This is a genomic window from Tsukamurella sputi (assembly GCF_007858445.1).
GTDB lineage: Bacteria > Actinomycetota > Actinomycetes > Mycobacteriales > Mycobacteriaceae > Tsukamurella > Tsukamurella sputi.
On the sequence record NZ_VIGV01000003.1, the window covers coordinates 660,674 to 673,667 of the forward strand.

Annotated in this window: 20 protein-coding genes; 6 read left to right on the plus strand and 14 right to left on the minus strand. The window is 70.6% G+C overall.

Going from position 1 to position 12,994, the window contains the following annotated elements; all coding sequences use genetic code 11:
* Positions 1–23: 23 nt before the first annotated feature.
* The 10 genes from FK268_RS12625 to FK268_RS12665 form a co-directional block, all read right to left on the minus strand.
* Positions 24–323, minus strand: a complete 300-nt coding sequence (locus FK268_RS12625; protein WP_146434456.1) for a hypothetical protein — start codon at positions 321–323, stop codon at positions 24–26.
* A 3-nt stretch (positions 324–326) separates the two neighbouring features.
* Entirely contained in the window at positions 327–2,075 is a 1,749-nt protein-coding gene (locus FK268_RS12630; RefSeq protein ID WP_158636101.1) for a phage minor head protein, read from the minus strand.
* Positions 2,062–2,412, minus strand: a complete 351-nt coding sequence (locus tag FK268_RS12635) for a hypothetical protein (RefSeq protein ID WP_146434460.1) — start codon at positions 2,410–2,412, stop codon at positions 2,062–2,064. Before FK268_RS12635 ends, FK268_RS12630 begins: the two co-directional genes overlap by 14 nt.
* Positions 2,409–4,043 carry a hypothetical protein gene (locus FK268_RS12640; protein ID WP_146434462.1) on the minus strand — a complete coding sequence of 545 codons (1,635 nt, stop codon included), beginning with the start codon at positions 4,041–4,043 and terminating at the stop codon, positions 2,409–2,411. Before FK268_RS12640 ends, FK268_RS12635 begins: the two co-directional genes overlap by 4 nt.
* A 3-nt stretch (positions 4,044–4,046) precedes the next feature.
* Positions 4,047–4,346 (minus strand): hypothetical protein, encoded by a 300-nt coding sequence (locus FK268_RS12645; RefSeq protein WP_146434464.1) that lies wholly within the window; start codon positions 4,344–4,346, stop codon positions 4,047–4,049.
* Positions 4,347–4,518: 172 nt separating this feature from the next.
* Positions 4,519–5,049: a hypothetical protein gene (locus FK268_RS12650; protein WP_158636102.1), complete on the minus strand. Its 531-nt coding sequence runs from the start codon at positions 5,047–5,049 to the stop codon at positions 4,519–4,521.
* A 192-nt stretch (positions 5,050–5,241) separates the two neighbouring features.
* Positions 5,242–5,394: a zinc finger domain-containing protein gene (locus tag FK268_RS24220; RefSeq protein WP_158636103.1), complete on the minus strand. Its 153-nt coding sequence runs from the start codon at positions 5,392–5,394 to the stop codon at positions 5,242–5,244.
* A complete protein-coding gene (locus FK268_RS12655) occupies positions 5,387–5,779 on the minus strand; it encodes a DUF7432 family protein (protein ID WP_146434468.1) in 393 nt (130 codons plus the stop codon). The genes FK268_RS24220 and FK268_RS12655 overlap by 8 nt, the downstream gene beginning before the upstream one ends.
* Positions 5,779–6,135, minus strand: a complete 357-nt coding sequence (locus FK268_RS12660) for a DUF732 domain-containing protein (RefSeq protein WP_146434471.1) — start codon at positions 6,133–6,135, stop codon at positions 5,779–5,781. Before FK268_RS12660 ends, FK268_RS12655 begins: the two co-directional genes overlap by 1 nt.
* Positions 6,136–6,232: 97 nt before the next feature.
* Positions 6,233–7,801, minus strand: coding sequence for a terminase large subunit domain-containing protein (locus tag FK268_RS12665; RefSeq protein ID WP_146434473.1), 1,569 nt, complete (start codon positions 7,799–7,801; stop codon positions 6,233–6,235).
* A 265-nt stretch (positions 7,802–8,066) separates the two neighbouring features.
* Here FK268_RS12665 and FK268_RS12670 point away from each other — a divergent pair, with 265 nt between their 5' ends.
* From FK268_RS12670 to FK268_RS12695, 6 genes are all read left to right on the plus strand, one after another.
* Positions 8,067–8,417 carry a hypothetical protein gene (locus tag FK268_RS12670; RefSeq protein ID WP_146434475.1) on the plus strand — a complete coding sequence of 117 codons (351 nt, stop codon included), beginning with the start codon at positions 8,067–8,069 and terminating at the stop codon, positions 8,415–8,417.
* Positions 8,414–8,641, plus strand: a complete 228-nt coding sequence (locus FK268_RS12675) for a hypothetical protein (RefSeq protein ID WP_146434478.1) — start codon at positions 8,414–8,416, stop codon at positions 8,639–8,641. The genes FK268_RS12670 and FK268_RS12675 overlap by 4 nt, the downstream gene beginning before the upstream one ends.
* Before the next feature lie 91 nt (positions 8,642–8,732).
* On the plus strand, positions 8,733–9,239 hold the full coding sequence (locus tag FK268_RS12680) for a hypothetical protein (protein ID WP_146434480.1): 507 nt from the start codon (positions 8,733–8,735) through the stop codon (positions 9,237–9,239).
* 144 nt (positions 9,240–9,383) lie between these two features.
* Complete coding sequence (locus FK268_RS12685; RefSeq protein ID WP_146434482.1) at positions 9,384–9,581, plus strand: hypothetical protein; 198 nt, start codon at positions 9,384–9,386, stop codon at positions 9,579–9,581.
* On the plus strand, positions 9,578–9,892 hold the full coding sequence (locus tag FK268_RS12690; RefSeq protein ID WP_146434483.1) for a hypothetical protein: 315 nt from the start codon (positions 9,578–9,580) through the stop codon (positions 9,890–9,892). Before FK268_RS12685 ends, FK268_RS12690 begins: the two co-directional genes overlap by 4 nt.
* A complete protein-coding gene (locus tag FK268_RS12695; protein WP_146434485.1) occupies positions 9,889–10,308 on the plus strand; it encodes a hypothetical protein in 420 nt (139 codons plus the stop codon). Before FK268_RS12690 ends, FK268_RS12695 begins: the two co-directional genes overlap by 4 nt.
* 33 nt (positions 10,309–10,341) lie before the next feature.
* Here FK268_RS12695 and FK268_RS12700 read toward each other — a convergent pair whose 3' ends face one another.
* The 4 genes from FK268_RS12700 to FK268_RS12715 form a co-directional block, all read right to left on the minus strand.
* Positions 10,342–10,845, minus strand: coding sequence for a hypothetical protein (locus tag FK268_RS12700; RefSeq protein WP_146434487.1), 504 nt, complete (start codon positions 10,843–10,845; stop codon positions 10,342–10,344).
* On the minus strand, positions 10,842–11,555 hold the full coding sequence (locus FK268_RS12705) for a GREB1-related protein (protein ID WP_146434489.1): 714 nt from the start codon (positions 11,553–11,555) through the stop codon (positions 10,842–10,844). Before FK268_RS12705 ends, FK268_RS12700 begins: the two co-directional genes overlap by 4 nt.
* 233 nt (positions 11,556–11,788) lie before the next feature.
* A complete protein-coding gene (locus FK268_RS12710) occupies positions 11,789–12,634 on the minus strand; it encodes a hypothetical protein (RefSeq protein ID WP_146434491.1) in 846 nt (281 codons plus the stop codon).
* On the minus strand, positions 12,621–12,851 hold the full coding sequence (locus FK268_RS12715; protein WP_146434493.1) for a hypothetical protein: 231 nt from the start codon (positions 12,849–12,851) through the stop codon (positions 12,621–12,623). Before FK268_RS12715 ends, FK268_RS12710 begins: the two co-directional genes overlap by 14 nt.
* Positions 12,852–12,994 lie beyond the last annotated feature (143 nt).

The window sequence follows — 12,994 nt, forward strand, 5'->3', positions numbered from 1 at the left end:
TGGCTACCAGGGTATCGCTGGAACTACGCGGCAGACGTCAGCCGCGACTCGACGATCCGCTGCAGCGCGGCCACGTCGGTCCGCGGCGGAACCATGCCCTGCACCGCGAGGCATTCGCCGGCGGCTCGAACCTGGTCCGCGGGGAGCGGAATGTCGTTCTCGTGGGCGTCGAGCAGGATGTTCTCCAGAACGATCCCCAGTTCGCCGCCGCGCCGGTAGCTGTCGATCGCCTCGGCGTCGGACTCCGACCACAGGTGCTCGACGAGCGGGACCAGCGCGGCAACCACGTCGGCCGCCTTCTGCTGATCTTCGCGGGTCTTCATGGGCTAGATAATACTCTTCCCGTCGGGGTACGACGTCCAGACGGACCAGGGCGTCCACCCCTTGCCGGTGTCCTCCAGGACGACTTTCACTCGTATTCCGTCGACCATGCCGTACAGGTGGGCGCGATTCGATCGCCGATCTGGCCCCATCGACTGCGGGTTGTCGATGACCTGCTCGATCTTGTCTCGGAGAACGTCACCGCGCCACCCCTTCGGGAACTCGCTCTGTCCGGGGAGGTTGACACCGTGAGCGTGCCCGTCCTCGATGTACGCGAGGGTGTCGGCGCTGATCGGCGCGACTTCGTCCGGCCCGGATGGGGCGTGGAAGTCGCCGCGCAGCGCGTCGTAGTTCTCCACCCGCGTTCGCCGCCGGCGCCCTTCTGGGTGTGTGCCGCCTCGGCGCGGACGATGCACCTTGGGGCTGCGCCCGCCGAGGTCGAGGCTCCACTCGCCGTTCTCGTTCCGCGGCTGGCCCGGGTTGAAGCCGCGGCGGCCGGCGGCGGTCATCCCGCTGTTCTCGGCGTCCCACTCGCGTTGGGCCTGCTTCTCCGCCTCGATCGCGGTCTGCACGTCGGTCGGGTCGTCGGGGCCGAGGCGCACGCCGCGCGGGCGCACCTCCCCGAGGCTGCCCTCCTCCCCGGCGATCTCCTCCTGCACCTCGCCCCACGGGAAGTACAGGCAGGTGCAGCGGCAGTTGATGATCTCTCCGGCGACCAACCCGTCCGGGTCCGCGGGGTGGTCGAGGTGGGCCTTCCCGACGGTGAACTTCTCGTCGAGCTTGACGATCTGCCCGTCGGCGACACGGTGGCTCATGCGGGTGCGGTCGTCCGGGGTGGCGAGCCACCGTTTCCATAGCTCCACGCCGGTCTCCGCCTGGGCGGCGTACGCGGCGGCGTCGTGGCCGCCCTCGACCGCGCCCTGCACCTCCGTGCGGGCCACGCGGCGCGCGTTGTACTCCCAGTCGTCGGTGCTCTCGTCGTGCTGCTGCCAGAGGTCTCGGCGCCGGGCCTGCAGCTCCGCGCGCTCGTTCCCGGTGAGGTCCGTCCGCATGAGTTCGCGGTCGACGTCGGCGATGTCCGCGCGGATACGGCGGGTCTCGCTGTCGGTGCCGATGACGTGCGCGATGCGGTCGCGGACCTGGTTGATGCTCTCGCCCTCGGCCAGCGCCTCCTCGATTTCGGGGCGCATCTCCTCCCACGCCCCGTCGGGCCAGATCACGAGCCGGTCGTGGACGGTGGCGATGTGCTCCTGCTCGTACCGGTACGCGGAGTGGTCGGCGCTCTTGCGTTCGGAGTTGAACTCCTCCCCGAACAGGGCCTCGGCCTCCGCCTCGTACGCCTGGGCGTCGGGGCCGCGGAATAGGTCACCGTCGCCGGAGTTGAGGGCGTCGAGCTCGGCGCGGAACGCCCGGTCGAAGTCGTCGTCCGGGGCGCCGGCCGCAGTGAGCGCCCGGAGCTGGGTGCGCTGCTCCGTGAACGCCTGCCGGAACAGGGCGGCGATGCGGGGGAGGAGGCCGTGCTGGAGGAACACCTGCCATGCGCGGGCGGCCTCGTCGACATGGTTGAGGGCGTCGGCACGCTCCAGCGGGCCGCCGTCGGTGATGCGACTGACGATCGAGAGCTGGAGGACGTCGGCCCAGGCGTCCATGCCGCGGGCGATCAGCAGTTCCAGCTCGGCCTCGGCGCGGACCTTGCGGGTGTAGGCGACGTACCGGGCCGCGGCGGCGCGCTGCGGGCGGTCAGCCCGCTTCACGGGCCACCTGCAGGTACGCGGCCAGCGCATCGCGGTCGTGGGCGACACGATCGGCGAGGAGCGCGCGTGTGTACTCGTCGCAGGCGAGGATCAGCCGTTCCACGTCGGCGTCGTCGGCGAGGGTCGTGCGCAGGTGCGCCCACGCACCGGCGAGGGCCTTCTCGACCCGCGACGATGGGACAGGCGCCTCGGAGATGTGCCAGGTGTGCGATGGCCCGGCGCACGGGTGGCCGTTCGCGCGGAGCCGGAGGCCGGCGCGCTTCACCGCGAGTTCGAGGGCACGGAGCACGGCAACCTCGCAGGCGAGGAGTGCCGGGTCGACGGTGGTGGCGGTCATGGGCGCGGGTCCAATCCCTGGGTGTCCGGCAGGGTGCGGGGGTCGGCGCCGTCGGCGAGCGCCGCCAGCGTCTCGTGCTCGGGGTCCGCGGGCGCCTCCGGCGGTGCACCGTCGGGCGGCATGACCGGCCCGCCGGAGCCCGGCGCGCTCGGCAGGCCAGGGTCCGGCAGTCCCATGAGCTCGAACAGCTCGTTCACGAGGTCGGGGCGAAGCGCCAGGAGCTCCTTCGCCAGCGCCGCCACCCGCGCGTCGTCGTCCGGCTTGTCGTCCTCGGTGAAGCCGCACTCGCGGCGCAGCGCCTCGTCGGAGAGCACACCGAGCGCGTGCAGCTCCTTCGCGTCCGCGGACCGGTCCGGCCGGAGCTCCAGCGGTGTCGTGTCGAACCAGACGACGAAGTCCGCGGGGTCCAGGCCACCGAGGCGGCGCGACAGCTGCTGGATGGAAGGCTGGAGCCAGCCGACGGTGAGAGCGTGCGCCACCGTCGCCAGGAGCGGCGCGACGACGAGGCGAATCTCCTCCTCGGACACCTGCCACGCCGACCAGTGGTTCGTGTCGCCCTGCCCGAGCAGAACCTCGGGCGGGGAATCCATCCCGAGCGCGAGCCGCCTGATCGCCTCCTCACGCAGCTCGCCCATCCGCTCGTCGAGCGGCGTGGAGAACGTGATGTGCTCCAGCTTCCCCATGTCCTTCGTGGTCGTCGCCACGACGGGCGCGACCGCGGCCACGCTGTCCCGGTCCTTGATCGCGGTGAGCGCGGCCTCGACGATTTCCTCGGCGAGACCACCGGCGCCGGGGCTGATGACGGCCGAACCGTCCTCGTCGATCGTGACCGCGCCGCCGCCGACCACCTGCGCGTCCTCGGGGACGAGCACGACGCCGGCACCCGCGAGCTGCGAGTCGGTGGACGCGGCGACGGCCTTCGTGAGCGCGATCAGCTCGTACGCGATCGGCATGACCGATCGGACCGGCGAGAACGGCAGGTACTCCCGCTGCGGGTGCGGCGTCCACGACCGGATGAGGAGGTCCGACGGACCGAGGTCGTACGTCTGCTGGCCGTCGTTGATCTTCCATGCCCCGGGCATGCCGGTCAGCTCCTGCACGGCGTGCGCGTGGAGCTGGTACCCGTCGGTGGCGTCATCGTCGGAGACGCGGAGGATCGACTCACCGTTGCCCTGGAGGTGTTTCAGCGCGCGGTTGATGGCCTGCGCGGTACCGGGGCCGTCGCCGAACAGGCGGTCGGAGAGGTCAACGAGGGTCTCGGCGGCCGGGTCGCGCTTCTCGGGGTCGACCTCGACGCGGGTGGGCTGCTCGCCGGGGCGGCCGGCGTGCGCGATGAAGAACGTGGCGAGCGACCCGGCGCGGGCGACGCGGTCGATGAGGAACCGGAGCTCACCGACCTGCTCGTAGAGGACGTCCCAGACTTCGTTCTGCCAGGGCTGCACGTTGACGCGCCGGACCTGGGACGGGACGAGGGCAGGCCCGGCGAGGACGTCGGCCGCTGCGGTGAGTGCACCGCGCTCGTTGTCGCCGACGGTGCGGAGCGCGACGGTTCGGCCTCGGCGGTCGTTGACCGCGACCATGCGGGGCTGCTTGGGCGGGGCGACGGTGGTGGACTCGGGTCGACGGCGCATGGGTCAGCCCTCCTTGGCGTCGAGGAACGAGGCGACGTGGCCGACGATCCAGCGGGCGGTGAGCGCACCGGCGACGATCCAGTACGCGGAGGTGTGCCCGTAGAACCAGGCGAGCGTGTAGACGGCGCCGGCCGCCCACATCGAGAAGCAGAAGGGACAGCCGACCGCGTACGCGACGGGGTGCTCGGGGCCGAGCTTCCCGATCAGCCACACCCGCAGTGAGAGCGTGAGCTGGTCGTCGGTCACCAGCCGCGTGAGGCTCGCGGTCGCCCCGAGAGCGAGGAGGAACACTGCCAGGGTCACCGTGGAGCTCCGTTCACGAAGGAATGGGGTATGTCTGCGCATCATCGTAGTGCGCGTTTTCGCGTATGCTCGTGAACGCAGTCCCTAGGGGTAGGTGCTGTCTCGGGCGATCCCGACAACGAGGCCCCGACCACCATTTGGCGGTCGGGGCCTCGGCTGTTCCCAGGGCGGGTCAGCCCATGTTCTCCAGGAGCGCCCGCGCCAGGAGCGCGTACAGGGCGTTCATGCCCTCCGCCTCCTGCACGGACACGGCCTGCACGAGGCCGGGGTAAGCGGCGGTGAGGCTGGCGCGCTGCAGGGTGTCGCCGCGCTCGATGAGGGCGATGAGTTCGGTCTGCCAGCCGTTCGGTTCGATGCCGCCGGCGCCGCCGTGGTGCCCGATGACGAGACGGATCGACGCGACCGCGGTGAGTTCGCTGGCCGATTCGCGGAGGTGGTGGAGGATCGCGTGCAGCGCGCCCCAGCACTGCACGAGGTGCCCGACGGTGGCGGGACTGACCTGGTCCATGCAGTAGAACAGGTCACTGACGTTCTCGGGCAGGTGCTTGCGGCCGGAGGCGAGGGTGTCGGCGTCGAGCGTGATGTGCTCGCCGGTGTGCTCGGCGAGGTCGATGAGCGCGGCGAGCTGGTCAAGGGACAGCGGGCCGCTCGGCGTAACGGGTACGCCCTCCAGGGCGTCGCGGTCGATGTTCACCGGGTCCACCCGGCCTGCTGGGCGACGTAGATGAACGCGAACAGGGCGAGGAACACGAGGAGGTCGGCGCCGTCGAAGGTGGCGTTGAACATGGTCAGCGGCCCTTCCGGTTCGAGTTGGTACCGACGGCGGCCCAGCCGATGACTCCCGCGCACCAGATCGCGGCGAGGAGACCGAAGACGTTCATAAACTGGGTGGGGGTCATGCCGGGGCTCCTTCGAGCTGGTCGGTGCGGGAGTAGTGGAGCCATTCGACGCGGCGGCGGCCGGTGTTGGTGGGCTCGGTGCACTTCTCACCGGGCCGGGCGGCGCAGGCGGGGCAGGGGAGCGCGACGGCGCGCTGGTCGTCACGCATCGACCTTCTCCTCCTCCAGCGGAGGCCAATCGACGGCGACGCGCTCCTCGGCCTTCGCCCAGCTGTCGATCGCGGTTCGCTCCCATTGGGCCTTCACGTAGGCGATGCCCTCGATGGCGTTGCGCCACCCGAGCTCGCGGCGGTCCCAATCGGCCTGGGCGGCGCGGAGCCGTGACTGCACGACGCTCTCGTGGGCGGGACGCCAGAGCCTCACCCCGCCGAGGTTGTCGGCCTCGGCGTCACCCTTCGCGCGCCGCACCGCGGTGATCGCCTTGGCGAGGGCGCGGAGCTGATCGGGGTCGGTCATGTCGACGCTGTAGAACGACGCGACGTGCTCCTGGAGGAGGTCTTCGCGCAGGTCGGAGTGGGTTTCGGGGCGTGCCATTAGACGGCCTCCGCCCAGGCCAGGACGCGACCCCAGGTGTCGGGGCAGTAGTTCCGCGACGCCGCGGAGACGAGGACGCCGGTGTCCCAGTCGGAGAACCCGGAGCGGATGCCGGTGTCGACGACCCGCTGGACGGGGTTGGTGCGGAGCGCGCCGCACGTCGCGACGCCGAGCTCGACCTTCGCCCGCGGGGTGCCGCCGATCGTGCCGGTCTGCTCGGCCGCGAGGTCCGCGAGGTACGCGCGGTCGGCGACCGTGAGCGTGCCCTGCGGCTCGGCCTGGGCGTACCCGCCGCCGGCCAGCAGTGCCGCGGCGACGCCGGTGACGACCGCCGCGATCTTGATCCTGGATGTCATGAGCTGTCCCTTCAAGGAATGGGGTAGGTATCCGTTAACGGAAACGTGACGCAAACCTAGCTCACTCCTCGCCCACTTGAAAGCCCTGCGGCGAGATTCAGCCGCGCACGATCTGTCGTGCCTGGCCGCGGACGTCGTTGCGGGTCCGGCCCGAGCGCTTGACCGAGCGCGGCGGCGTCTGCGCGAGGTTGGTCACGAGGTGAACTGCCGCGTCGAGAGCGCCCGGAGACCATGTCGACCCCGGCTCCCACTGCGTGAACTCGATCCGCACCTTCTTCAGGCCGTCGCCGCGCAGGAGCTTCACGCGGCCGGCCTTGATCGCCGCCGCCACGGGCTCGGCGCGCAACACCTTGTTCCGGCGGGCGTCCACGGGGATCACCATCGGGCAGAGGCGGCCGTCGGGCACCCGTCCGTCGTTCTGCAGCTTCTCCCAGGTGAGGCGCACGAGGTCGAGGGCGATGTCGCCGCCGTAGTTCTTCTCGACGATGATTCGGTCGGCGTCGACCTCAACGGCGAGCAGGCACGCCTTCTCGGCCCATGCGTTGGCGGGCATCCGCGCGGTGCGGTCGTGGGTGATGGTGACCTTCTTGTCGACGCCGAGGACTCCGGCCACGATGCCCGCTTCGTCTCGGCCGCCGCCGGACGGGTCGACGGCGACGGCGATGCGTAGCGGCTCGGCGTGCACGTCGACGGTGGCGTCACGGAGGTCGCCGTCGTTGAGGAGCGCACCCTCGGCGTCGTGCGGCGAGCCCTGGTACATGGCGTTCCAGTCGCGGGCGACGGAGTCGGAGCGGGCCTGCGCCCAGTGGGCGAGGAGCCCGTCGATGTCGTCGTCGTCGTAGTCCGGGTGGGTGAGCGGCTGTCCTGGTTCGCGGCCGAGCGGGTCGGGGTAGAAGCCGCGTTCGCGGTTCTCCGGCACGGCGAGCGCGGGGAGGTGGAGGACGCGCCAGAGGCCGTCGTCCTCGACGCGGCCCTGTTCCTTCAGGATTCGGCCGCAGAGGTCGTCCTGGTGCCAGCGGGTGTTGATGATGAGCATGCGGGTGCGGCGTACGCGGCGGGTCGCGAACACGGATGAGTACCAGTCCCACACGTTGTCGCGGATCACGGGTGAGTCGGCTTCGGCGCGGTCCTTGAACGGATCGTCGATGATGCCGAGGTGCATGTCCTTACCGGTGAGGGCGCCGCCTACGCCGACGGCGTCGAGGCTGCCGCCGGCGGTGGTGGCCCAGGCGTCGCGGTTGGCTTGGGTGAGGCGGAGCCCGTAGTGGGGGCCGAATTCTCGGATGATGTCGCGGGCGGCGGCTCCGTGGCGGGTGGCGAGGCTGGCGCTGTAGGAGATGAGCGCGACGGCGTCGAGGGGGTGTTGGGTGAGCCACCAGGCGGGGAAGTAGCGTGCGGCGAGCCAGGATTTACCGGCGCGGGGTGGTGTCCAGATCATGAGGCGGGCGCCGGGGGTGTGGTGCATCCAGGTGAGGGCTTCGTCGATCGCCTGGGTGTGGGCGTGGACCTGGAATCGGCGGTTGTGGGCGGCGGCGAACGCTGCGGGTGTGGCGAGTGCGTTGGGCGCGGGGTGCCCGGACTTCAGGATGTTCTCTCGGAGTCCTTGGATGATGAGCTGCTTTTCCGCTGGTGGGAGGTGCAGCCACTGGTGGGCGGTGGTACTCATCTGGCAATGATAGGGGTGACATTTCGGTTAACGTTGGACACCCCGATAGTTTTTGGTTAACGTACCCCGTAACAGCGCACCGCCACCTACCCCAGGAGCACGAAATGACCGCCCTCACCCGCACCGTCACCATCGAGCCCCACGTCTGCGACGACGAGGGCAACCGCGACGTCATCCACTTCGCCCAGTACGAGGAGGCTGCCAACGTCTGAGCATGAAAACGTGCCCTGCGGTTAACCGAATACCTACCCCGAAGGAGACTCCGATGACCACCCCGATCCCCACCCGCAAGTCCGTCGCCGCCGAGTTCCGCGACGCCGCCCGGTACTCGTCGAAGCGCGGAGCCGCGCACTACCGGTACGTCGCGGCGCTGCTGGTCTGCACCAGCGTGCCGGTCGAGCAGATCATGGCGTACCCCGCGCCGACTGCCGAGCTCGGCGAGTTCTCGCGGGCCGCGCTGCTGCAGTTGGTCGTTCCGTCGCTGGAGGAGTACGAGCACGCGCTCCAGGTGCTCGCCGGGTCGCGTGGGGCGGAGGACTTCGACGTGGAGTACAGCGACGCCGACCGCGCTACCGCGGCCGCGTGGGTCGCCCAGTACGAGGCGGCGAACCGATGAGCGCGAATCTGAAGCACGGGACTCTCGTCCGCATCGGCAACGGCCGCAAGGTCTACCGCATCGCGAAGCGTCTCCCCACCGGCCGCGGCCCCGTTGGGGCCGACCACGTGCTCCCGGTCGTCTACGTCCTCGCGGCTGACGCCGACCACCCGGACGCCGCGAAGCGGCTCCCGGACGGGCTCCGCCGCTTCCGCATCGACGAGCTGACGGTCGTCACCAAGTAGCCCGTATCCCGTTCAGCGGGCGCTCCCACGTCGTGGTGGGGGCGGGCACTACGCCACCCGATCGAGGTGGCCCAATCCCTCAGGAGGGAACATGAACAAGCACGAGAACCGTCGTACCGTCGCGGGTGCGTTCGCCGCGACCGCGCTGTTGGCCGGGCTGATCTTCGGGACGCCGGTCGCGAACGCGGACCCGGGCGTCGGCGCCGACAGCAACAGCGGCGTCTCGGTCGGCACCGGCTCGCCGGCCGCTGGCCCGAACCCGAGCGATGGGAAGGGCTCGCCGAGCTTCGACGTGCCCGTGTCGATCCCCGCGGTGACGGCGGAGAATCCGACCAAGCCGAAGGATCTGCCCGCGGGCGCGACGCCGGCAGAGAAGGCGGAGCACGAGAAGGCGGTGAAGGCGTACGAGCAGGCGAAGGCGGAGTACGACCGGCAGGTGTCGGCCAACAGCAACGCGAAGGGCGCGGAGTATGCGCGGCAGCAGGCGCAGCGCGCGAAGGCGGAGGGGCAGGCGGCGCAGCACCGCGGTGACGGTGGCTCGGTGCCGTCGAAGCCGTGGTGCCCGAACAACGCCGACTCCTGCCCCGGGAACCGCTGACATGAGCAACGCATTTCGAGACGTACATGGACTACTTCATCGAGCGGGACGGAGACGAGTGATGGAACCGGGGAAGCCGCACGATGAGGTGCGGTACGAGTACGCGGTGGCGACCCCGATCCGGTACTGGTCGAAGGGAGTCGAATGATGGCCGGAGGCCCGTACGACTACGAGGAGTCGGTCGCCGTGACCGTGGAACTCGCGGAGGCCCTGAACGAGTACGCGATGGTGCGGGATGCGTTCCGCGGCCAAGACCCGGAGTCGGTCGCGCTGGCGCTGTACGAGCCCGCGCGCGCCGTCGCCGAGCTGGTGCTCACCGCCGCGGAAGGAGACGACCGATGACGGAGCAGGTGAAGCGTGTGACGGTGACCGTGGAGGTCGACGGCCAGATCGTGACCCTGACCGATGAGAAGTGGAGCGAGGGCGGCAACCCTCGGTTCATCGCGGCGGAAGCGTACGCGGGGATCGTCAAGACTGCGGACCGGATGCGGAACGCGCTCGCCGCGGTCCACGGCAGCACCGCGACGATCTACCACCAGCACGAGGCGTGGATGATCCGAGACGGCGCTGATGGCACGATGAACTGTGCGGCGTGCGGCCAGACCGTCACCGAGGGTGAGGCGAACCGGGCGCGGGAACGAGCCCGACGATGACCGAGGAGCTGCTGGACACTGGGGACATGGCCGCCCTCATCGGCGCGAAGCGTGGCTGGGTGTCGCGGCTGCTGGTGAAGTCCCGGCGGAAGGTCGCCGCGGGTGAGGAGCTGGAGCCGGTCGACGTTCCGCTCCCGACCGCGGTGCGGAAAGGTCGGCCGTACTGGACGGCCACCGAGGGCCGGGCGTGGAAGCAGCGGCGGGACGACGCCGGGGTGACCCAGGGCGGGCCGCGTGGCGGTGGCCGGCCTCCGAAGGGGCCGGACGCGGTGACGGTGCGGCTGGTGGTGGAGTACCGCGGGGAGCGGACGCAGGTCACCCGCGTCAGCGACGGCGAGGGTGATCCGGCGCAGCGGGCGTCGATGCTGGCGCGGGTGCTGGCGCACCAGGCCGCGGGGATGCTGCCCCAGAACTGAATCCCCGCACAGCGAAGGCCCGGAGACCGACTGCTACTCGGTCTCCGGGCCTTCGTCGTCGACGGTAGCCGCTGCGGGCAGCGCGCGGAGGGCGTCCTCCCGCGCGTTCTGCTCCATTACCGCGACGAGCGACGCAATTTCCTGGTCGAGGTCTCCGGCCTGCTGCACCTCGACGACGGAGCGGTTCGGCTCGGCGGCACCGGTCAGCGCCACCACCTCGTGGTGGACCTGCAGCACGTACTTCGCCGCCGCGAGGTCGCCCTCCATCGCGGGCTTCACGTATGCCCGGTACAGCATCTCCAGGCGGTCGGCGATCACGGTCTGGCTGTACTTCGCGAGCTGGTCCCGCTCGCCCTGCCGGACTTGCACGCCCCGCTGGAGGCGGGACAGCGCGACGGCCCGCGTGCATCCTTGCCGCTTCGCGATCGACTCCGGCGGCGCCCCGGCGATGAACAGCGACAGGGCTTCCATCTCGAGTTCCTGTTCGCGGAGGCGGGCGCGTTCGGCGTCGTCTTCGGGTTTGCTGTCGCCGATCATGCTCGTGCTGTCTTCTTCTCCATCGCGGCGATCCGCCGCTGGATCTTCGCGCGGTTGCCTTTCTCCTGCTCGGTGTTCCATTGCTCCAGGAGGTCGCCCATGCGGGTTCGGACGGCCCCGAACAGTTGCTGGTCGTGGATCATGAGCGGGTTGCGGATCGCGCCGGGCTGCATCGTGTGGAAGACGCGGGGGGCGCCCTTCCCGTTGGAGTGGGTGGCGCGGACGGAGACCTTCGCGGACTCGGGGAAGATGCGTTGGAGCTGCACGGCCCGCTCGTGGTTGTACGCGGCCCGCATCCCGGTCTTCGACTTGCTCTCCTTCATGTACCGGAGCAGTGGCATGAGGAGCGCGGTGGCGCCGTCGGCGCGGGTGCCGTACTGGAACGCGTGGGTGATGTCGTCTTCGAACGGGCCGAACCACTCCTCGCGGCCGGCGCCGACTTGCTCGATGAAGCACGAGTAGGGGAACCCGGGCCGCGCGATGGTGGCTTCGGCGTTGATGACGGCGTCGAGGTTGGCGCCGACCATCCGTCCGTTCGTGGAGAGGGTGACGGCCGCGAGGAGGTCCGCGAACAGGCCGAGGCCGCCGTTCTGTCGGACGACGTTGAAGGCACCGGCGCCGCCGCGCGGGTTGTCGGGTGCCGGGGTGACGGAGTCGATGGGGAGCGTTTCGACGGCGCCGAAGTCGGTGACGGGCTTAGGGGTGGTCATGGTTTCAAGCGTATCGCGCGTTTTCGGGGTTCTGTCGGTGCTGCGTCGTACCGTGCCGGGCATGGTGAGTGTGGAGGTGGTGCCGGAGCGGTGCGAGGCGTGCGGGGCGCGGTTCGGGCCTTACCGGGTGCTGGTGGGCTGGGACAACCTGCACGATCCGCCGTGCCGGAGCTTCGAGTGCCGCGGGGGTGCGGGCACCGGATGCACGTGCTGCACCCGCGGCACGTCGAGCGCTAGCGCCGCGGGGCGTCCCGGCGTTCGCACGGGTAGTGCGGCATGAAGTCGGTACGCGGGGGCCGGTTGGCGTGGGCGCGGTCGATCTGGTCCCACACGGCCTTCCACTGCGCCCGGAGGTGGTCCCACCACGGTTCGGTCGCGGCGATGCACTGGCAGGGTTCGGCCGGCGGCGGGTAGTCGCGGGCGACGGTGTCGGGGAACGCGAACTTGGGCGCGAGGGTGATCGCGTAGTTCCAGTTCTCGTCGTAGAGCTGGAGGGTCGGCCGGTCGGGTTGCTGCGCGCGGCCGCACGCCCCGATGTCCCACGGGTCGGGCCGCGCGGTGGGGTAGCCGAGGGCGCGGAGGGCCACGGCGAGCAGCCCGATGCGCCAGCCGGTTCCGACGCGCGGTCGCTGGGGTGGCGGGGCGGTGGCGATGTCGGTGGCGAGCAGTAGCCAGAACGCGAGCGGGGCGTGGCGTCGGGGGATCGTGAACTCGACGGGGATGCTCCGCCGGTCGGTGCGGACCGGGCGGCCGTCCCAGCCGGGGTCGTCCAGGAACGGGTTGGGTGCGGTCAGGATCGCGTTCGGGTGCTGGGTCGCGTGGCCGTCGCCTTGCAGGGTGAGCTTCCCGGAGACGCGGAGCGGCGGCGCCGACGGCACACGGGGCTTCGGCGCGTCGAGCCACGCGGACGGGTCGAGTAGGCCGTCGTTGTCGACGTTGGGCCAGACGCCGTCGAACGCGATGGCGTAGCACTGGGCGGCCTTCGTGACTTCGCCGGCGCGGGCGTAGCGGTCGCCGAGGAGCACCATCAGGGAGCGGCGGACGGTGTCGCGGCTGGGTGTGGTTTCAGGTTCGGGCATGGCGTAGTTCCTCCAGGGCGCGGGCGGTGTCGAAGGCGTAGGCGTGCGGGCCGAGGATCGGCATGGAGACGGAGAACCAGGCGGGCCGCGTGGTGAGGTGCGCGCGGCCGTTGCGGATGGAGAGGAACCACAGGCCCGACGGCCCGGGGTAGAGTCGCGGGTCGGGTTGGAGCCCTTCGGGGATGGTGGTGCCGCCGGGTTCGAGTAGGTCAGGCATGGGTTTCGTCCTCCTGTGGCTATGACAGCTTGAAGAGGCCCCGGCTCGACGGCTAGACCTGGCCCCGTTTGCGACTCGCCGGTGGTGTTGCGACGGTTTGATCTGGCCCCACCTGATGGTTGCTCGTGAACATCGTTTCCGAG